This window comes from Arthrobacter sp. TmtSoilC51, from assembly GCF_055388015.1.
On sequence record NZ_AP035877.1, the window covers coordinates 4399360 to 4419179 of the forward strand.

Genomic DNA, 19820 nt, shown 5'->3' on the forward strand with positions numbered 1-19820 from the left:
TTGAGCACCAAAGAATTACTGAAGCCGAATCCACGAAGTTGGCCTTGGCAGAATGTGCAAAAGTCCCCGCCGTCAGCCAGTAAACTGAGCGGCGGGGGCCTTTGCACAAGGAAACCTACAAAACCGTCGTCCTCGACAACGAGAGGTTCTTCGTCTCCCGGAAGAACAGGACCACGACCACCGCGGACACGAGGGCCATGCCCATCAGGTAGAAGGCCGGAGCCAGCGGCGTCCCAAAGCCAGCCACCAATCCCGTAGCAACGAACGGCGCGGTTCCACCGAATAGAACGTAGGCCAGCGTGTAACCAATAGCGGACCCCGAAGCCCGAACCGAGGAAGGGAACATCTCCACCAAAGCCGGAACATTTGAGGTACCGATCACGGCGACCAGAGCACCCAGGATGCTCGTGCCCAGGATTGCGAAGCCGAGACCCAGCGGCATGATCGAGAAAGCCGGAATCGTCATGACGACGAATCCCACGCACGCCACCAGCAGCATCCGCTTGCGTCCGTAGCGGTCGCTGGCGCGGGCGGCCAGAGGGCAGACGCCCGTATACACGAGCATCGTTATCACACTAGTGATCATTGATTCCGTACTGGAGTAGTGGAGGCTTGAGGTCATGTACGCAATCATGTAGCTGCTCATCAGGTAGTAAGCGATGGCGTTTGTGATGCTGTATCCAAAGAGAGTGAAGATCTGCCGGGCGCAGAGGCGAATGGCATCGCCCAGGGGCTTCTTGGCCACGTTGCCTTTCTTCTCCAGACCGCGGAAAACGGGAGTGTCGTCCACCCTGGACCGGATGTAGAGGCCGATCAGACCCAGCGGCGCAGCGAGCAGGAATGGGATGCGCCAGCCCCAAGCCTGAAGGTCGGCGGGGCTCAATGTCGCGGTGATCGCGGCACCCAGCAGCGCACCTGCAACCGAAGCCAGGCCGACTGTGGCGGGGATGATGCTGGCGTAGGTCGCCCGCTTGCCTTCCGGAGCGTATTCGACGATGAACGCCGACGACCCCGTGTACTCACCACCAGTGGTGAAGCCCTGCACGGCGCGGAACAAGAACAGCAGGATCGGAGCCCACACGCCGATCACAGCGAAAGTCGGCAGTATACCGATGCAGAATGTCGCCGCGCTCATGATCAGCACGCACAGGCCGAGCATCTTGTTGCGGCCAATCCGGTCACCGTAGCGTCCAAAGAACGCCGCCCCGAGCGGCCTGGCGATGAAGCCGCCGGCGAAGATCGCCCACACGGCCAGAAGTGACGCCGTCGTGGAGTAATCGGGGAAGAAGAGCTTCGCGATGGTGACGGACATGACCGCATAGGCCGCGGAGTCGAACCATTCGACGAAATTTCCGACGGCGGCTGCCGCAGCGACGCGCTTCAGGCTGCGCCGGGGGGAAGATTCAGTTTCAGCAACTTTCTCGGTCATCGTATTCATGATTGTTGTCCTTCGAGGTGGGGAGAGGCTACAACGTGTGGGAGTTCGCGGAGCTGGGCCCGCTGGACTTTTCCGGTGGCCGACTTCGGCAGTTCGGATACGTACTCAATGAATCGCGGGTAAGCGAAGCGGGAGAAGTTCTCCTTCACATGCGCCACGATGGTTTCGCTCAGGTCCGCTCCCCCAGCGTGACCGGGCATCAGTTCGATCCAGGCCTTGATTGACTGGCCGCGCAGCTCGTCGGGCACGCCGGTCACCGACACGTCCCGCACGGGATCGAGTTCGCGAATGACCGCCTCCAGCTCATAGGGTCCTACTCGGTAGCCGGACGTTTTGATGACGTCGTCGGTCCTCCCCAGGAACCAGAAGTAGCCGTCCTCGTCCGCGTAGGCCTGATCCTTCGTGTGGTACCAACCGCCTCCGAACGCGGCAGCTGACGCCTCCGGCATCTTCCAGTATCCCAAGGGAAATTGCGGGTTGGAGCGTGCACGGAGGCAGATCTCGCCGGTCTCACCGATGGGGACTTCCTGCTCGTTTTTGTCCAGTAGGCGGACTTCCCATCCAGGAAGTGGACGCCCCATGGACCCGGGCTTCACTGGCACATCCGGGTAGTTGCCGAGCAGAGGGTACGACTCGGTAGAACCGTAGTAATCGAGCAACGTCACGCCGTACTGCGCCTGGAACCAAGCGATCAAGTCCGGCGTCAGCGGCTCATTGGACGAACAAATCGTCCGCACGTGCAGCGGGAAGCGAGTCCCGGCGTCGGGAACGTCTTCGCGCATCTTGCGCAGGAACGTCGGGTTGACCAGTGCGCTGGTGACGCGGTGGCGGCTCATGCTGTCCAGCAGGGCTGCGGGGTCGAAGCCGCCGTCGGGCCGGAAGACCAAGTGAGTTGCGCCTAGCCGGAGCGGTCCCATGAGCTTGGCCAGCGACCATGCCCAATCCCCCGCACCGTAGAAAACATCGCCGTCGCCGATCTGGTGGCAGTACTCGAACTCGTTGTGGCCAAGGAGGGTCCGGTGGGCGTGGACGATTCCCTTCGCGCGGCCGGTGGTGCCCGAGGTGTAGAAGATGAGCGCGGGGTCGTCGGCTTTGGTTTCGACATCCTGGAACTCCGTGGGCGCTTCTTTGATGGCCGAACCATCGATGTCGATGAAGGTGCCTTCGTAGTCCTTGAACAGATGCTTCGCGGACTCCTCGGCGATGATCACTGACGCGCCGCTGTCCTCCAGCCGGAATCGGATGGGTTCGGCCGCCCAGAGCAGGGACATGGTGACCAGGATGGCGCCGGTCCGCAGCACACCGAGGTACGCGGCCGGAGTGTCGGAGCGCTGCGGCAGCAGGACAGCGACGCGGTCGCCCTTCTTGATGCCCGCGGCTTGCAGGGTGGCGGCGATCTGCCGGGAGCGGTCCTGGATTTCGCCCCAGCTCACCTCGCGTTGACCTTCGACGGCGGACTCCAGGATGAGTGCCCGCTTTTCCCTCGGGTGCCGGTCGGCGACGTCGACGGCCATGTTGTAGAGCTCCGGCACCTCCCAGCGGTGGTTGTTTCGCAGTTCGGTGTACCGGTCTTGGGTTGCTGTGGTTGTCATGGGTTTGCCTCCTCGTGGTTCCTGGCTCAGCGGCGGCCAGCGAGGAAGCGGGCCATTTCGCGCTGTGGTTCGCCGGTGCCGTAGGCCTCGCGGTGGACGCGCTTGGCTTCTGCCATGGCGTCGGCGAGGTCGTCATCTTCCAGGCTGCGCAGGCGGTTCTTGGTCAACCGGACTGCGCCCGGGGGAAGGAGGCTCAAGCGCGAGGCGAGGTCCTTCGCGTAAGCCAGCACGCCGCCGTCGTCCGCCAAGTAGTTAAGGAGGCCGAGGCGCTGAGCCTCCGCAGCGTCCACCAGTTCGCCCGTGAGGACGAACTGAGAGGTTTTGGACTTACCGAGAATGCTCCACATAGCCCAAATTCCTGTGATGCTGGGGATCCCGGAGAGGACTTCGGGCTGGCCCATGCGGACTTTGGAGTCACCGACGCGGAGGTCCGCGAGGAGCGAGTACTGGAAACCGGAGCCGGCGGCGACGCCGTTGACTGCCGCGATGGTGATCTGGTCAAGGTTGCGGACAGCGCGGTAGAGGCGATCGAACCCATCGATCCAAGCTTCCGCGGATTCGTGATCCTCGGGGTTCATGGACTCGGTCTCGGCCAGGTCCTGCCCGGCGCAGAACGCGCGGCCGCTGCCGGTGAGGATGACGGTGCGGACTTCCTCGTTGCCCTTGAGGCCTTCAAGGTGGCCGATGAGTTCGCTGCGCATTGCCTCGGTCCACGCGTTGAGCTTGTCCGGGCGATTGAGGGTGATGATGGCGGTGGGGCCGGTCTGTTCGAAGAGGACATCCTGGGACATTGGGAAGTTTCCTTTGGTTCGTTGGGGCTTCTTGATTCCCATCTGACCATCGGCGAATGTGACCCGTCTAACATCAATATCTACTCGCCTTGATACCAAACTGATATGGTGCGGCGATGGACCTCCACCATCTCAAGTACTTCGTGGTGCTCTCCGAAGAGCTTCATTTCGGCCGTGCTGCGCAACGTCTGCACATGGCCCAGCCGCCGCTGTCGCAGCGGATCAAGGACCTGGAGAAGGAGCTTGGAGTGCTGCTGTTCCACCGCCGACGCACCGGTGTGGAGCTCTCCGAAGCAGGGGCTCTGCTGCTGGAGCACGCACGTGGGGTGCTGGATCACGTGGCCATGGCGCAGGAGTCGATGCGCCGGATCCGGCCAGGCGCTTCAGGGATCCTGCAGGTGGCCGTGCCGCCGGACACAAACCCCGTTGCCCTGTCCACGATGGTTTCTTCCTTTGGCGCTTCCGCGCACGACGTTCTGCTGAACCTGCACGAGCTCACCACCGTGGAGCAGGTTGAGCGACTGCGCGACGGCGAACTGGACGTTGCGGTAGTTCGTCACCCTTTGAGCAGCGTAGGTTTCGAGTCGGGGCCAGTGTATTCGCGGGCGCTAGGAGTGGTGATGAATGCTGCGCATCCGTTGGCTGCTGCTTCTTCTGTGCCCCTGGGCGATTTGGCCGGCAACCCGTTGATCATCTTCCCGCGGCATATGGCCCCTACTCTGTACGACTCATTCCTGCACACGTGCCGGGACGCGGGGTACCTGCCGGCGGCGATCGTGCACGCGAGGAACCAACACTTCACGCACGGACTGATCCTCGCCGGCCGCGGGGTGCACTTCAATGAGGAGCCGTGGACTCCGTTGCCTTCGGGAATTGTGTGGCGGCCGCTGGTTGGTGATCCCCTGGCCTGGCGGACGTCGGCGTTGTGGTTGAAGAGCCGGAGGTCAGCTGAGACGGATGCGTTCGTTGAGGCTGTGGGCGCGGGGTTGGAGGCCGGCGGGCATGGGTAAGTAAGGGACTGCTCTTTCTCTTCCTATATTCCAGCGATCACGCCTTCCATAACTCTAGGCCGGCCCACCCCTCGGGCATGCCCATGGATTCTTCGGTTAGATGTCCGGCGGTTGGGAAGGCCTTCACCAGTTCGACAACGCGACGCGTCCAATCAGCGTCTTCATCGATCGCCCTAAGTAGGTACGCCATGACCGCCAACGCGTTATAGAGGCCAAAGACTTGCTTCGAGGATGTCTCGTCAAGAAGGTGATCAAGAATCGGAACCGTGCCTTTGCCCGGACGTTTGGGGGCTGTTACGAGCTTTCGATTGAAGATGCGGGCATGATGAGCAGCCACATTCCTGACATAGTTCAGACTCGCAATCCAGCTATTCATAACGCGTTTGGAAGGTGCACCATACGCCAGTGCAATCTCGGTAGCTATTGAACTCACCAAGCCGCTGTATAGGCGGCTGAGGTGTCCCATCTCCATAATCTCGGTAGCTGCCCAAATCGGCATGCGACCGTCGTAGTTGTCACGAAAATGGGCAACGAACGCCTCGTCAGAAGCGTTCTGGCGTTCTCGCATACGAGCGATCCAAAGCTCATGTTTGCTTGGGCCAACCTGACCAGTGCAGTCGTCGATCGGGGGATTCGTCAAGGCGCTGACGAACGTGACCGGTTCCAGATGAGCAAAGGCAGAACGACAACCCAACGTATAGCCAATCTGCATGCGGAGAGAGACTTCTATCCTCTCAATTCCGTCGAGAATCAACATCCGCAGCTTACGGTCAAAGTCGATGATTGCAGCTGCGTCCTCAAGCGAGGTGCCATCTCGATAGTTGTTAAGAACGCGCAATCGCCTGCGACCGTACTGATCAAGGTAAAACTCTGAATTCCGGAAGGGGTAGAGATACCCGGTTAGCCGGTAATAGCCGATGGCGCGAAGAAGCTGCACACCGCTCCCGTCGTTTGGAATCGCCACACCCCGCGAAGCCAACTTTTGGATCTGCTCCTCGACTGAAAGCCACTGCTTCCTATAGTCAGCCACGACCCCCTAGTTAAAGAAAATCAGCCCGAGCCGTGAGGCGAGCGGGCTGATCGTGATGATCAAACTCTAGCACGGAACAATCGTGCCCAGGAGTCTTCCTGACGCGTTCTCGGCCGCCGAGGGTGACTCTGGAACCTCCGTCACCACACTCCTGTTCCGCGCCGACTCTTCGACGGCGGCCAGCACCCGCTGGATCTGGAGCCCGTCAGCGAACGACGGCGACGGTAGGCTTCCGTCGCGAATGGCAAGGAGGAAGTCGCGGACCTGATGCGTGAACGTGTGCTCCCAGCCGATGATGTGCCCCTGCGGCCACCACGCAGCGGCGTACGGGTGCTCGGGCTCATTCACGAGGATCCGCCGAAAGCCCTGCTCCCGCACCGGAAGCGTAGCGTCCATAAAGCCGAGCTCGTTCAGGTTCTCCAGGTCAAACGTCAGCGACCCGCGTGAGCCATAGATTTCGATCTTGAGCGAGTTCTTCTGCCCCGTGGCCACGCGCGATGCCTCCACCGAAGCGCTGATATTCCCTGTCATTCCAAGCGTTGCCCACGCGGCGTCGTCGACCGTTACTTTCTCCAAACCGTCAGGGCCAGGTCGTTCGGCAACAAAAGTCCTCAACGTTCCCGTCACTTCAGTGACGGTTTGACCCGTTAGATGCTGGACCTGGTCGATGGCGTGGGAGGCGATATCGCCTAGTGCGCCGGAACCGGCGGTTTCCTTCCGGAGCCGCCAACTCATGGGGGTTTCGACGTCGGAAAGCCAGTCCTGAAGGTAAGCGGCACGGACGTGCCGCACAGTTCCGAGACGGCCCTCCGCAATCAGTTCCCGAGCCAATGCCAGCGCAGGAACGCGTCGGTAATTGAAGCCGATCATCGACTGCACGCCCCGGGCACGAGCCGAAGCAGCCGCTTCCGCCATCAACTCGGCCTCTTCCAGAGTGTTGGCCAGCGGCTTCTCCACAAGCACATGCTTCCCGGCAGCCAGAGCTGCCAGAGCGATCTCCGCATGCATCCAGCCTGGAGCGCAGATATCCACGATGTCGATGTCGTCCCGCGAGATCACGGAGCGCCAATCAGTGGCGGATTCCGCCCAACCATACTTGGCGGCGGCTTCGGCCACCAGGGAGGCGTCCCGGCCAACGAGTACCTTCTGCTCGAAGGCCGGAACGTCGAAGAAACTGGCCACGTTCCGCCACGCGTTCGAATGGGCCTTGCCCATGAAGGCGTAGCCAATGGCGGCCACGCCCAGGGGACGGCCAGCGGGAGGAAGGGAAGTGGTCATGCTGATGCTCCTTGAAGTGAAATGGGAAGGCTTAGGCCTCGAACCAGCCCCGCGAAGGGTTGGAAACCTCGGGTGACTCCCGGAAGACACCGGGCTGCGCCACCCAGCCAACACCGTTGGCAATAACTCTCTGGATCTGCGGCTGGTGGTACACCGGGTATTCCTGATCGCCCGGGCTGAAGTAGAAGATCCTGCCCTTGCCTCGGGTGAATGTCACGCCGGAGCGGAACACCTCTCCACCTTCAAAGGAGCTGATGAAGATCAGGTCATCGGGCTCGGGGATGTCGAACAGTTCGCCGTACATTTCCTGCTTGGGGATGACGATGGGGCTCTCGATACCAGCCGCGATCGGGTGCGACGGCTTGACCGTCCACACGAGTTCCCGCTCCCCCTCGTTGCGCCACTTCAGGGAGCAGGTGGTCCCAAGCAAGCGGGTGAATATCTTGGCGAAGTGCCCCGAGTGCAGAACCACCAGACCCATGCCGCCGAGCACGTGGCGCTGCACGCGTTCCACCACTTCGTCGCTGACTTCCTGGTGCGCGATATGTCCCCACCACAGCAGCACGTCGGTCTGCTCCAGCACTTCTTCGGAGAGCCCGTGCTCGGGATCGGCGAGTGTCGCCGTCGTGATTTCGGAGTCCGGGTAGAAACCGCGCAGACCGCCGGCAATGGCGCCGTGGATCCCTTCGGGGTACATCTCGCCGATAGTGGCGGGCTCGTTGCGGGCCTCGTGGACGGCCTCGTTCCAGACGACAATCTTGAGTTTTGAATCAGACATTTTCAGAGCACCACTTCACGTTGTTCGAGGGCGGATTTGTAGCAGGCATCGAGTACCAGAGCGCGACTTAGGGCAAGCGAACCGTCGTGGCTTCCCCACACGGTCTCGCCGCCGCGCACGGCGGCGATGAAGTCGTCGACGACGGCCTGGTGCGCTCGCCCGGGTTCGGCCACCACTTCGAAGTCAGCGTTTTCGCCGTCCTTCTCGGTGAAGACGTGCACGTCCGCTACCGGGTTCTCGGAGGCGCCAACCGAGCGCAAGTCCGCTCCGCCGTCGGTCCCGTAAACGGTGAAGTCCATCAGGTCCCGCTCGTCGCGGTAGGTGGCCCATCCGGCTTCCAGGATCAGGGTCCCGCCGCCTTCCAGCCGGATGAACGCCGAAGCGAAGTCTTCCACTTCAAACTTATGGCTGGAGTTCGACGCCGTGTAGCGGGCGTTGCCACCGAGTCCGCGTGGGCCGAGTTCGGAGTGGGTCGATGCCGAGACGGCCAGAACCTTGGGCTCGCCCAGGAGGTGCAGCGAGTAGTCCAGGACGTGCACGCCGATGTCGGCAAGCGGGCCGCCGCCAGCGAGTTCCGGGTTGGTGAACCAGCTGCCCAGCATCGGAATGCCTTGGCGCCGGAGCCACGATGCCTTGGCGTAGTACGGACGTCCCAGCGTGCCGGCGTCGATCACTTCCTTGAGCGCCTGAATGTCGCCGCGGCGACGGTGGTTAAACGCGACGTCCAGGACGCGGCCGGCCTTGCGGGCGGCGTCCACCATCTGTTGACCCTCGACGGCGTTACGCGCCAACGGCTTTTCGCTCAGCACGTGCAGTCCGCGCTCGAGCGAGGCAATGGCGATGGGTGCATGCAGGAACGTCGGCACGGCGACGCTGACGGCGTCGAGACCTTCAAGCTCGATCATGTCTTCCCAGCGGGCGAAGGCGTGGGGAATGCTGTATTCCTCCTTCAGCTGGGCAAGAAGATCAGCTTCCATGCCTGCGACGGCGACAATCTCGACGCCGTCGATATTGCTGTACGCCTTGAGGTGCTGCTGGCCGGCCCAACCGATGCCCACAACTCCCACTTTGAGGGTTGCGGACGGGGCCTGCTGCTGAATGCTCACGTTGTTCCTGTTCTTTCTGGGTTCGTATAAGGAATCAGTGGGTGCTTCTTGGATTTCGTGACGGTACTCGGGCCTAGCCTTTGACCGCACCGGCCGTCATGCCGGAAACGATGCGCTTCTGGCACAGGAGCACCAGGATCACGAGCGGGACGGTGATGATCACCGACGCTGCGCTGATGGTGCCGAGGGGTTGGTCGAACTCGCTGGTGCCGCTGAAGAACGCGATCGCCACCGGAACAGGCCGCGCCTCTGGCGAGGTGGTCAAGGTGACGGCCAGGAGGAATTCGTTCCAGACCGAGATGAACACCAGGATCGCCGTGGTCGCCAGGCCGGGGACCGCCAGCGGCAGGATGACCTTGCGGAAGGCGACAAACGGCGTGGCGCCGTCCATGTACGCAGATTCCTCAAGCTCACGCGGGATCTCCTTGAAGAAAGAAGTCAGCGTGTAGATCGCCAGCGGCAACGCGAACGTCAGCTTCGGGATGATGAGGCCGAGCAGAGTATCGTACAGCCCGATGTCGCGCCAGATGGAGAACATGGGGGCCGCGATGGCGATGGCCGGGAACGTCGTCACCGAGAGGATCAGCGTCAGGATCATCGCCTTGCGGCGCATCTTCAACCGGGCCAGCGCATAGGCGGCAAAGGACGCGAAAACCAGCGCCACTGTTGTAGTTACGACGGCGATAATCACCGAGTTGCGCAAGGCCAGGAGGAACTCGGGGTTCTGGAAGACCACCAGATAGTTCTCCAGGGTCGGCTGGCTCGGGAAGAGCTCGCCTTGGGCCAGGCTCGCACCCTTCTTAAGGGAAGTGTTGACCAGCCAGTAGAACGGGATGAGCGAGAAGCCCATCACGGCAATGACGAACACCCACACCATGGGGTGCAGCTTCGCTTCCCCACGCAACCGACGCTTCGGCGCCTTGGGGCGCGTGGCGAGTTCCGCCGTCGGGCGTTCTGCAGTCAGCGTGCTCATTGCTCCTCCTTCGCGACGTCGCGGATGTTGCCGCCGGCGAAGCGGACGTAGATGACCGAGACCACCATGACGGTGAGGAAGGTCAGGATGGACAGCGCCGAACCTTCGCCCACCAGCCGGTTTTCGCGCAGCTGCGTGTAGGCGAGCATGGACATGGACTCGGTGCCGTTGGCGCCGCGGGTGAGGACGAACGGCAGGTCGAAGACGCGGAGGGCATCCATGGTGCGGAAGATCGCGGCGAGGACGATCGCCGGACGTAGCAGCGGCAGGGTGATGTTCACGAAGGTCTGCCATTTGCTGGCGCCGTCGAGTTCCGCGGCCTCGTACGTTTCGGCGGAGATGACCTGCAGACCGGCAAGGATGATGAGCGCGGCGAAGGGCGTGGTCTTCCAGACGTCGGCCATAACGATCACGGCCATCGCGTAACCGTGCTCCCCGAGCCACACGACGTCGCCACCTGGCAGCCCCAGCGCGGAGAGGACGTTGGTGACGAGGCCCATGTTTGGCTGGAACATTGTTTGCCAGGTGATGGCGCTGACCACGGTGATGATCGCGTACGGCAGCAGAACCACGGTGCGCAGGACGGCGCGGCCCTTGAACGCGAGGTTGAGGAGCAGTGCCATGGCCGTACCGAGGATGAGTTCCAGGCTGACAGAGAGGCCTGCGAAGAGGAACGTCTGGCCGAACGCCGCCCACCACTCTTGGCTGGCGAGGGCGTTGATGTAGTTTTCCAGGCCGACAAAGCGGGACAGGCCTGCGGTGCGGACGCTGTACTGGTTCAGCGAGAGCCAGATCGCGTAGCCGATCGGGACCGCCGCAACCAGCGCCATGATGACCAGCGACGGCGCGGTCATGCGGAACGCGAGCTTGCGTTCGGCGCGGTCGCGGCCGCTTGTTTTTGCCGGTGGGCGGGCGGGTGCGCCGCGGTTCGGCGCGCCGCGGCCCGGTAGGAGTGTCTTGATGGCCATGGCTAGAAGCTCGCCTTGGCGGTGGTGATTTCCTCGGCCATCTTCTTCACGGCATCCTCGGTGGAGGCGGTGCCGGAGAGCACGGCGTAGACGTTCTTGTAGATCGCCTGCGAGATCTGCGGGTAAACCGGGGAGATGGGGCGCGGCTTGGCACCCTTCACGGATGCGAGGAGTTCCGTGGCGAACGGCATCTTCTGCAGTACCGCGGCGTCTGAGTAGGCAGCTTCATTCACGGGAGCCTGCGAGTAGTCCATGGCCACGTGCTTCTGCCACTCCGGGCTGGTGGCGAAGTCGATGAACGCGACAGCGCCAGCCTGGTTGGTGGAGTGGGCCGAGATTGCCAGGTTCCAGCCGCCGAGCACGCCGGAGGCCTTGCCGCCTTCCCATGCCGGCAGCGGCGCGACCGCGAAGCTGGACGCCAACGGTGTCGCGTTGAGCAGGCGGTAAACGTGCGGCCAGTTGCGCTGGTATCCGAAGTCGCCGGACTCGTAGGCGAGGCGGGCCGGGTCTTCGTTGTAGGTGAGGACGGCGCGGTCGGCTGAGCCGTTCTTGAGACCGTCGCTCATGAAGTTGAGGACGTCGCGGGTTTCCTTGGAGTCGATTGTGACGTCGCCCTGGTCGTTGAGGACTTCGCCGCCTGCGCTGTAGAGCATTTCGAGGAAGTTCACCGTGAGGCCCTCGTACTGCTTGCCCTGGTAGACGTATCCGTTGCCGGGAGCCTTGGCGGCTTCCGCGTAGAGCTGCTGCCAGGACTCGGGCTTGGCCACCTTGTCCTTCTGGTAGTAGATCAATCCGGCGTTGGTGAAGAACGGCGAGGCCCAGTACTTCTCCTGGTACTTGGTGGTTTCCACAGTGGAGGGAATGAGCCGGTCCTTGTTGGCCTCGACCAGCTTGGTCTGGTCCAGCAGCCAGCCCTGGGAGGCGAACTCGGAGGTCCAGATGACGTCCGTGAGGAAGAGGTCGCACTCGGTGGACTTGCCTTCGAGCCGCTGCACAATCCGCGTGCGGGCCTCATCCGTGGTGGCGCCGATCTCGGTGTACTTGGCCGTAACCTTGCCGTTCGCCTTGGTGAACGCCTCCGCCGTGCCCTTGTAGATACCGCTCGCATCCTTGACGCCGCAGATGTTCACGGCACCGCTGGCATTAGCGCCCGACGCCGGATCGGCAGCTGCCGCTTGTTCCGCACCTTGGGGTGCGGCTCCCCCGCCGCACGCGCTGAGCAGGAGGGCTGCTGCTATTGCGGTCGCGGCTAGTGCTTTTCGGTTCGTGGCTTTGTTCTGGAGCGGTTGAGCAGGTCGGTTCAAGTCCACAAGTGGCTCCTTTGGTGGCTGTGGGTGAGTGGCGTTCAGTGCGCGTTTTGGCTGTCCCGCGTGCTGAGGGTGGCTTCTTTGCCGGTGGTTCTTGTGATCCATGGAATCGATTCCAAATGTGTTCAAAAGAATCGGCCTTGCGGCCGTGGAATCGATTCCAAATTAGTGTGACAGGGACCACTGAGGGCTGTCAACCCTTCTTATTTGGTGGAGTCCCGGATGACGAGTTCGTGCGGGAGGAAGGTTCTTCCCTTGCGATGTGAGCCCTCGACGGTCATCCGCTCCAGGAGTTCAGCGAAGGCTACGCGGCCCATTTCGTAGGCGGGTTGGCGGACTGTGGTCAGCTCCGGGACGCACATTTCCGCTTGAGCAGAGTCGTCGAAGCCTGCCACGGCGATGTCATCAGGAACTCGTAGTCCGGCGTCGGTGAGCTCACGGACGCAGCCGGCGGCGACCACGTCGGTGCCGCAGAAGATCGCATCCGGAAGGTCTTTTGTATCCAGAAGTTTCTTGGTGAGATTGCGGCCTGCGTGGAATCCGAAGTTACCTTCACCGAGCAGGATCTGGTCCGCGTTCAGGCCTCCCTCAGTGAGTGCCTGGCGGAATCCTTCCTCACGCAGCCGGCCCGAGCGGGCACCCCTATGCGCGAGCATGGCCAGCTTCGTGGCGCCCGTGTTGATCAGGTGTTTAGTGATGTCGTAGGCGGCCTGGCGGTCATCGATGGACACCCCGAATGCCGACTCGGCGTCCACGATTTCACAGACCTGAATCACGCTGAGTTGCTCGGCGACTGCGTTGACGTCGTCGTCCGGCATTGTTGGTGAGAAGATCACCAGTCCGTCCACGGAGCCGTTCCTCAGCATGTCCACGAGCTGCTGCTCGCGATCCAAGTCCCCGTCGGTCGCTGCGATGAGGCTGACGTAGCCCGAGTCCGCGGCAGCATCGCCGACACCGCGGAAGACTTCGCTGATCACCAGCGAGTCCAGGTTCTTGGCCAGGGCAAGGACACGCATTGTGCGGTCCCTTCGGAGATCCCTCGCTGAGGCGAGCGGTCGATAGCTGAGCTCCCGGATGGCGGCGTTGACCTTTTCCTTGGCCGCCTCGCTGACGGCCGAACTCCCGTTCAGAACGCGCGAGACCGTCCCCACGGACACACCCGCCGTTTTGGCGACGTCCTGAACTGTCGGCCGAGCCATTGGTTTGTCCTTCCGCGGATGGATCACGCAGTCATCGCCGCCCTGCCAGTGCCGCACCGCGAATAATTCCCAGCTTAGCTGGAGGGCTGACACGGCGCTGTTTGGCCTTGCCGTGCCGATATCCTTTAGTTGTGAAAACTTCCGATCTCGCCCGGGTGCGGGCCACACTCTGGGCTGCCGCCGATGAACTACGAGCCAACTCGAAACTCACGCCTGGCCAGTACCGCGACCCGGTGCTCGGGTTAGTGTTCCTCGCCTACGCCGAGAACCGATTTGAGGCTGTTCGTGGCGAGGTCGAGGCGAAGGCCAGCGCTCGGAACCCTGCGACGATCGCGGACTACAAGGCGAAGTCGGTGCTTTATGTCCCCGATAACGCACGGCTGTCCAGTCTTGTTGACCTGCCCGAAGGCGAAGACGTCGGCAAAGCTACCGACGCAGCGATCAAAGCTATCGAGAAGGATAACCCTGAACTCAAGGACATCCTGCCCCGTGGTTACCAAAAGCTGGAGCGCTCGACCCTGATCGAGCTGCTGCGGCTCTTTGCGCCCCTGCCCACCCAACTCGAAGGTGACGCTTTCGGTTTCATCTACGAGGACTTCCTCTCCAACTTCGCAGCGCAAGAAGGCAAGGGGGGTGGAGAGTACTTCACGCCCTACTCGATCGTCCGCCTCATTGTCGAGATCCTGGAACCTTTCCAGGGTCGGGTTTTCGATCCGGCCTGCGGATCGGGCGGCATGTTCGTCCAGTGTGCGAAGTTCGTTGAGCGGCACAACGAGTCGGCCAGCCGCAAACTCTCGGTCTTCGGAGCCGAAAAGACCGAAGACACTGTTCCGTTGGCCAAGATGAACCTCGCGCTCCACGGGCTCTCGGGCGAAATCCGCCAGGCCAACAGCTATTACGAAGACCCCCACAACGCCGTCGGTGCCTTCGACTATGTGATGGCCAACCCGCCGTTCAACGTCGACAAAATCAAGAAGGAAAAGCTTGTCGGCAACAAGCGATTCCCATTCGGCTTACCGAAAGTCGACAACGGCAACTTCCTGTGGATCCAGCAGTTCTACGCGGCGCTCTCCCCGAAGGGCCGCGCCGGCTTCGTAATGGCCAACTCCGCCGGCGACGCGCGCCACTCCGAGAAGGAGATCCGCAGGCAGCTGATCGAGTCCGGTGCCGTCGACGTCATGGTCTCCATTGGCTCCAACTTCTTCTACACCGTCACACTGCCAGTGACGCTTTGGTTCCTCGACAAAGCCAAGGTCGGTACGCCGCGCGAAGACACCGTGCTATTCCTAGATGCCCGGCATATCTATAACCAGATCGACCGCACCCACCGCGACTTCAAGCCCGATCAAATAGAATTCCTCGCCAACATCGTCCGGCTCTACCGCGGCGAGGACGTCGAGACCGCTGACGGCAGCTACACCCTGCTCGCTGAGAACTTCCCCGACGGGAAGTACGTCGACGTCGGCGGTCTGTGCAAAGTCGCAACTCGCGCCGAGATCGAGGCCCGAGGCTGGAGCCTCAACCCCGGACGGTACAGTGGCACCGCAGCGGTTGACGAGAACGACGTCGACTTCATGGGCGATCTCGAAACTCTCTACGAGGAGTTCACGATGCTGAGTGACGAAGCTAAGGTGCTGCGCTCGAAGGTGGATGCCGCCGTTCAGGGGATTCTTGAGGCATGAGCGTATGGCGCGATAGATCCATAAAGGACCTGTGCACCGCGATCGTTGATTGCATCAACAAGACTGCACCTTCACAGGAGTCACCCCCCACGCCTTTCAAGATGCTTCGCACGACAAATGTCCGTGGCGGCCGGGTCGACACGATGAGCGTCAGATACGTCGATGCCTTCACCTACACGAAATGGACGCGTCGACTTGTGCCCCAGCGAGGCGACATCATCCTGACGCGAGAGGCGCCGTTTGGAGGTGTAGGCATGATTCGGAGCGACGACCAGGTCTTTCTTGGACAGCGACTCGTTATGTACCGAGCCGACGAAGCGAAATGTGATCCGCATTTCCTGATGTACAGCATGATGGGACCTGTTGTACAGGCCGAGCTGAAGAGTCTTGGCTCAGGCTCCACCGTGGAGCATCTTCGTGTGCCGGACTGCGAAAAGCTCACGATTCCTTGTCCACCCCTTCCTGAACAGCGACGGATTGGTGAGATCCTACGGTCGCTAGATGACCTGAGCGAGAACAACCGTCGGCGGTTGGAGGTTCTGGAAGAGATGGCGCGGGCCATCTACCGCGAGTGGTTCGTGAAGTTCCGTTACCCCGGCCACGGCGACGTGCCGTTGGTCGACTCTGCCCTTGGCCCGATTCCTGAGGGTTGGCAAATGGTTCCAGCCTCGACGGCGATAAGCGTGAACCCCCGCATCAAGCTGGATAAGTCGATCGAGCACCCATTCATTACGATGGGCGACCTCGATGAACGAAGCATGGGGTGTCGTCCGAGCCAGGTTCGCTCAGGGGGTTCCGGTGCCAAGTTCGAGCGAGGTGACACTCTGTTCGCTCGGATCACGCCGTGCTTGCAGAACGGGAAGACCGGTCTTGTGCAGTCTCTAGCTGACGGCGAAGTCGGCCTTGGATCGACCGAGTTCATCGTGCTCCGAGGTCAACTCGTTGGGTCAGCATTCACGTATTGCCTGGCGCGAGAGGACGCCTTCCGTGGGCATGCCATCGCGAGTATGAGTGGAGCCAGTGGTCGCCAGCGTGTGCGCAACGAGTGCTTTGATACGTACCTGATCGTGCTGCCCCCGCAATGGCTTGCGGATACGTTCGAAGCCTCGACGGAACCGCTCTTCTCCCAGGCTGCAATCTTGCTGGATGAGGCGGTGCGCCTAGAGGCATTACGCGACCACCTGCTGCCAAAATTGGTGACAGGGCAAATTGATGTCTCGACGCTGGACCTCGATGCATTGCTTGCGGAACAGGTGGCGTGATGACTCCCACGGGTCCCGAGTACTTCTATGTTGAGAAGCCGAGCCTCGAGTTGCTGGAGCGGCTTGACTGGACACCTGTGGATGCCTTTTATGAGGTCCTCGGAGCCCAGGGAACCCTTGGGCGTGATTCCCAGCACGATGTCATACTCACCCACCGGCTGCGGTTCGCAATGCGGAAGATCAACTCCGAAAACGTGCCCGATACGTCGATCAACGAGGCCATCGAGGTGCTGACCAAGGACCGGTCGGCCATGGACCGGGTGCGTGCCAACCGTGAGGTCCACAAGTTGCTGCGTGACGGCTACAAAGCAGAGTGGACCGACGACCGCGGCGACAAGCAGAACGAGACTCTTCGCTACCTCGATCTGCAGGACCCATTGAACAACGACCGTTTGGCTGTCCGGCAGCTGTGGGTCAGGGGCAACCTCCATAGCCGGCGCCTTGACCTCGCGTTGTTCGTCAACGGCGTCCCGTTGGTGCTGATGGAGTTCAAGGAACCCAACGAGCCGGTTAAGTCCGCGTACGACGACAACTTGACCGACTATCGTGACACCATCCCGCAACTCTTCATACCGAACTGTTTCGTTCTGTTGTCCAATGGCAGCGTCGCCAAGGTTGGATCTACTTATTCGCCGTGGGAGTTTTTCAGCGATTGGATGGTCATAGACGCACTCGGCACCCGCGGCGCGATCGCCTTAGAAACAGCCCTGCGCGGCACCTGCGATCCCGCAGTGCTGCTCGACCTGGTCGAGAACTTCGTCGCTTACATGGAACGCCCCGGTGGACTGATCAAGGTCTTGGCGCGTTCGCACCAGTACCTCGGAGTTAATGCAGCCATCGAGAACCTTCACCAGGCGCGCACGGAGCAGGACAAACGCCTGGGTGTCTTCTGGCACACCCAGGGCTCGGGGAAGTCCCTGTCGATGTTGTGGTTCACGCAAAAAGTGCTGCGCCAGATGCCCGGCAAGTGGACGTTCGTTATGGTCACGGATCGCACCGAACTCGACACCCAACTGCATGGAGAGTTTGCCGACGCCGGAGCGATCTCGCCCGAGGCGCGGGTGCATGCAAAGTCCGTCGCGCACCTCCGCGAACTGCTGGCCGCAGATCACCGGTACGTGTTCACCTTGATTCAGAAGTTCCAGCCGTCCAAGAGCCTGGGGGAGCGGCAGATGCCGGTCCTCTCAGGCCGTTCCGATGTCATCGTCATTACCGATGAGGCGCACCGAAGCCAGTACGACACACTAGCCCTCAACATGCGCGCCGCGTTACCTAACGCCTCAATGATGGGGTTCACCGGCACCCCGCTGATCGCTGGCGAGGAGCAGGCGACTCGCCAGCAGTTCGGCGACTACGTCAGCATCTACAACTTCCGCGATGCAATGGAGGACGGTGCGACTGTCCCGCTCTACTACGAGAACCGCATCCCGGAACTCCAGCTTGTCAACGAGAACTTCTCAGAGGAACTCGACGCACTCCTTGAAGAAGCGGAGCTTGACGAGGACGCCGAGGGTCAGTTGGCTCGCACCTTTGGTACGCAGTACACGCTCCTGACACGGCCCGAGCGTCTGAAGACCATCGCCAGGGATCTCGTGACTCACTTCGTCGGACGCGGCTTCACCGGCAAGGCGATGTACGTCGGGCTCGACAAGGCCGCGGCAGTGCGGATGTACAACTTCGTCAAGGCAGCTTGGGCTGAATGTCTAGACGAGTTGCGGGCTGAGCACGATGCGCTCCCTGAGCTGGAGCGACCTTGGCTCGCATCGCGACTGGAACTGATGGAAACCACCGACATGGCGGTGGTGGTCTCGCAAAGCCAGAACGAACTCAAGATGCTCGACGACGTCGGACTCGACATCCGGCCGCACCGCGAGCGAATGAATCGTGAGGATCTTGCCGAAAAGTTCAAGGACTCGACGGACCCGCTGCGCCTGGTGTTCGTCTGCGCGATGTGGATGACCGGATTCGACGCGCCCAGCGTCTCAACCGTCTACCTCGACCGGCCCATGAAGAACCACACGCTGATGCAGACCATCGCCCGCGCCAACCGCGTCTTCCCCGAGAAGGACAACGGCCTGATCGTCGACTACGTCGGCGTCTTCCGGAGTCTCGAGAAGGCCCTTGCTATCTACGGAGCCGCAGACGCCGGCAACTCGCCCATCGAGATCATCGACGCGCTCTCGGGCCAGCTGGATGCCGCAGTGACCGAGTTGTTCCAGTTCTGCTCCGGCGTTGGGGTGGACCTTACCGCGATGCGTGACGCGGAAGGGTTCGATCACATCGCCAAGCGCGACGCCGCAGTCGAGGCGCTGCTGGTGGACGAAGACACCCGGTCTGACTTCCAGCAGAAGGCCCGCCAAGTACGCAAGCTCTTCAAGGCCCTCCTGCCGGATCCCAAGGCAGCCGCCCAACAGCGCAACGTCGCCGCGGTCCGGGTCCTCGCCAAACGCATCGCAGATGTCACGCGGCCGCCTGTGGCCGACCTCGGAGTAGTCGCCGATGCTGTAGACGCTTTGCTCGACCGTTCGGTCGGTGCCGAGGAGTACGTGATCCGGGCAGCTGCGGAGGGGGCCAAGCCCGACCCCTTGATCGACCTTTCCTTGATCGACTTTGAGGGATTGGCAGCCAAGTTCGCAGGTCGCAAGCGAGCCGAGACGGACCGGCTGGCCCAATTGCTCCGCCAGCAGTCCATCGGAGCCGCGACCCGCAACCCGACCCGGTACGAACTCGTCGAGCGCATCGAAGAGCTAATCTCGGAGTACAACGCCGGAAGCGTGAACATCGACGAGTACCTCCGACGCCTGATCGAACTGTCACAGACCCTGACCGAGGAGGAAGAACGGTCGGCACGAGAAGGCATGACCGAGGAGGAGCTCGCAATCTTCGATCTGCTGACCCAGCCAGATCCCGTGCTGACCGACGACGAGCGGGACACCGTGAAGGCCAGTGCCAGGAAGCTCTTGGAACATCTCCACGACAAACTTGTCCAAGACTGGCGTCGCAAGGTCGACGTGATGAACGACGTCGACAGCACAATTCGCCGGGTCTTGGACCAAGGGCTGCCCGAATCGCCCTACACACCGAGCATTTTCACCGCTAAGGTGCAACTTGTATTCGACCACGTTCTGACCGCTTATGGGGACGACGGAAAAAACGCCTATTCCTCCAGCAACGACTTCCACCATCCGCCGCACAGAGTTGAGTACACGGGGCCGCTGGACGTCAACAAGATCGCCTATGACGTCGTCGCCCGGATCCATAACGACCCCGTCTTTGCAGCTCGCGTGGCGGAGCAACTGGGAGTTCCCAAGGTTTCGTGATTCGCCGGACATCCTCACTCTCGACGCGTGCCGCTATAGCGCAACCGCATCCGCATCCGGCGGGAACATTCTTTCGTGTACTGCAT

15 protein-coding genes are annotated in these 19820 nt (G+C 61.7%); 4 read left to right on the forward strand and 11 right to left on the reverse strand.

Annotated features, from left to right (window positions below; all coding sequences use genetic code 11):
• Positions 1-115: 115 nt before the first annotated feature.
• Genes ACZ5G6_RS20070 through ACZ5G6_RS20080 form a run of 3 tightly spaced genes read right to left on the reverse strand, consistent with a single transcriptional unit; the run spans position 116 to position 3821 of the window.
• Entirely contained in the window at positions 116-1438 is a 1323-nt protein-coding gene (locus ACZ5G6_RS20070; RefSeq protein ID WP_498687592.1) for an MFS transporter, read from the reverse strand.
• Entirely contained in the window at positions 1435-3030 is a 1596-nt protein-coding gene (locus ACZ5G6_RS20075; protein WP_498687594.1) for an acetate--CoA ligase, read from the reverse strand. The genes ACZ5G6_RS20070 and ACZ5G6_RS20075 overlap by 4 nt, the downstream gene beginning before the upstream one ends.
• 26 nt (positions 3031-3056) lie before the next feature.
• A complete protein-coding gene (locus tag ACZ5G6_RS20080) occupies positions 3057-3821 on the reverse strand; it encodes an enoyl-CoA hydratase/isomerase family protein (protein WP_498687597.1) in 765 nt (254 codons plus the stop codon).
• 116 nt (positions 3822-3937) lie between these two features.
• Between ACZ5G6_RS20080 and ACZ5G6_RS20085 the strand changes: the two genes are divergently transcribed.
• Positions 3938-4831, forward strand: coding sequence for a LysR family transcriptional regulator (locus ACZ5G6_RS20085; protein ID WP_498687598.1), 894 nt, complete (start codon positions 3938-3940; stop codon positions 4829-4831).
• A 37-nt stretch (positions 4832-4868) separates the two neighbouring features.
• Here ACZ5G6_RS20085 and ACZ5G6_RS20090 read toward each other — a convergent pair whose 3' ends face one another.
• The 8 genes from ACZ5G6_RS20090 to ACZ5G6_RS20125 all read right to left on the reverse strand — a co-directional run bounded on the left by ACZ5G6_RS20090 (position 4869) and on the right by ACZ5G6_RS20125 (position 13470).
• Entirely contained in the window at positions 4869-5861 is a 993-nt protein-coding gene (locus ACZ5G6_RS20090; RefSeq protein ID WP_498687600.1) for an Abi family protein, read from the reverse strand.
• A gap of 66 nt (positions 5862-5927) precedes the next feature.
• Positions 5928-7139, reverse strand: coding sequence for a Gfo/Idh/MocA family protein (locus ACZ5G6_RS20095; RefSeq protein WP_498687602.1), 1212 nt, complete (start codon positions 7137-7139; stop codon positions 5928-5930).
• A 31-nt stretch (positions 7140-7170) separates the two neighbouring features.
• Positions 7171-7917 carry a ThuA domain-containing protein gene (locus ACZ5G6_RS20100; protein WP_498687604.1) on the reverse strand — a complete coding sequence of 249 codons (747 nt, stop codon included), beginning with the start codon at positions 7915-7917 and terminating at the stop codon, positions 7171-7173.
• 2 nt (positions 7918-7919) lie between these two features.
• Complete coding sequence (locus ACZ5G6_RS20105) at positions 7920-9023, reverse strand: Gfo/Idh/MocA family protein (protein WP_039242955.1); 1104 nt, start codon at positions 9021-9023, stop codon at positions 7920-7922.
• Positions 9024-9096: 73 nt separating this feature from the next.
• Positions 9097-9996: a carbohydrate ABC transporter permease gene (locus tag ACZ5G6_RS20110; RefSeq protein WP_498687607.1), complete on the reverse strand. Its 900-nt coding sequence runs from the start codon at positions 9994-9996 to the stop codon at positions 9097-9099.
• Positions 9993-10964 (reverse strand): carbohydrate ABC transporter permease, encoded by a 972-nt coding sequence (locus ACZ5G6_RS20115; protein WP_498687609.1) that lies wholly within the window; start codon positions 10962-10964, stop codon positions 9993-9995. Before ACZ5G6_RS20115 ends, ACZ5G6_RS20110 begins: the two co-directional genes overlap by 4 nt.
• 2 nt (positions 10965-10966) lie before the next feature.
• Positions 10967-12274, reverse strand: a complete 1308-nt coding sequence (locus ACZ5G6_RS20120) for an ABC transporter substrate-binding protein (protein WP_498687610.1) — start codon at positions 12272-12274, stop codon at positions 10967-10969.
• A gap of 200 nt (positions 12275-12474) precedes the next feature.
• A complete protein-coding gene (locus ACZ5G6_RS20125; RefSeq protein WP_498687611.1) occupies positions 12475-13470 on the reverse strand; it encodes a LacI family DNA-binding transcriptional regulator in 996 nt (331 codons plus the stop codon).
• A 131-nt stretch (positions 13471-13601) separates the two neighbouring features.
• Between ACZ5G6_RS20125 and ACZ5G6_RS20130 the strand changes: the two genes are divergently transcribed.
• The 3 genes from ACZ5G6_RS20130 to ACZ5G6_RS20140 are packed head-to-tail and all read left to right on the forward strand — an operon-like array spanning position 13602 to position 19734.
• Positions 13602-15152, forward strand: coding sequence for a class I SAM-dependent DNA methyltransferase (locus ACZ5G6_RS20130; RefSeq protein ID WP_498687613.1), 1551 nt, complete (start codon positions 13602-13604; stop codon positions 15150-15152).
• Positions 15149-16414, forward strand: coding sequence for a restriction endonuclease subunit S (locus ACZ5G6_RS20135; protein ID WP_498687616.1), 1266 nt, complete (start codon positions 15149-15151; stop codon positions 16412-16414). The genes ACZ5G6_RS20130 and ACZ5G6_RS20135 overlap by 4 nt, the downstream gene beginning before the upstream one ends.
• The gene (locus ACZ5G6_RS20140; RefSeq protein ID WP_498687618.1) at positions 16414-19734 is read left to right on the forward strand and encodes a type I restriction endonuclease subunit R; all 3321 of its coding nucleotides are present in this window, start codon (positions 16414-16416) and stop codon (positions 19732-19734) included. Before ACZ5G6_RS20135 ends, ACZ5G6_RS20140 begins: the two co-directional genes overlap by 1 nt.
• Positions 19735-19820 lie beyond the last annotated feature (86 nt).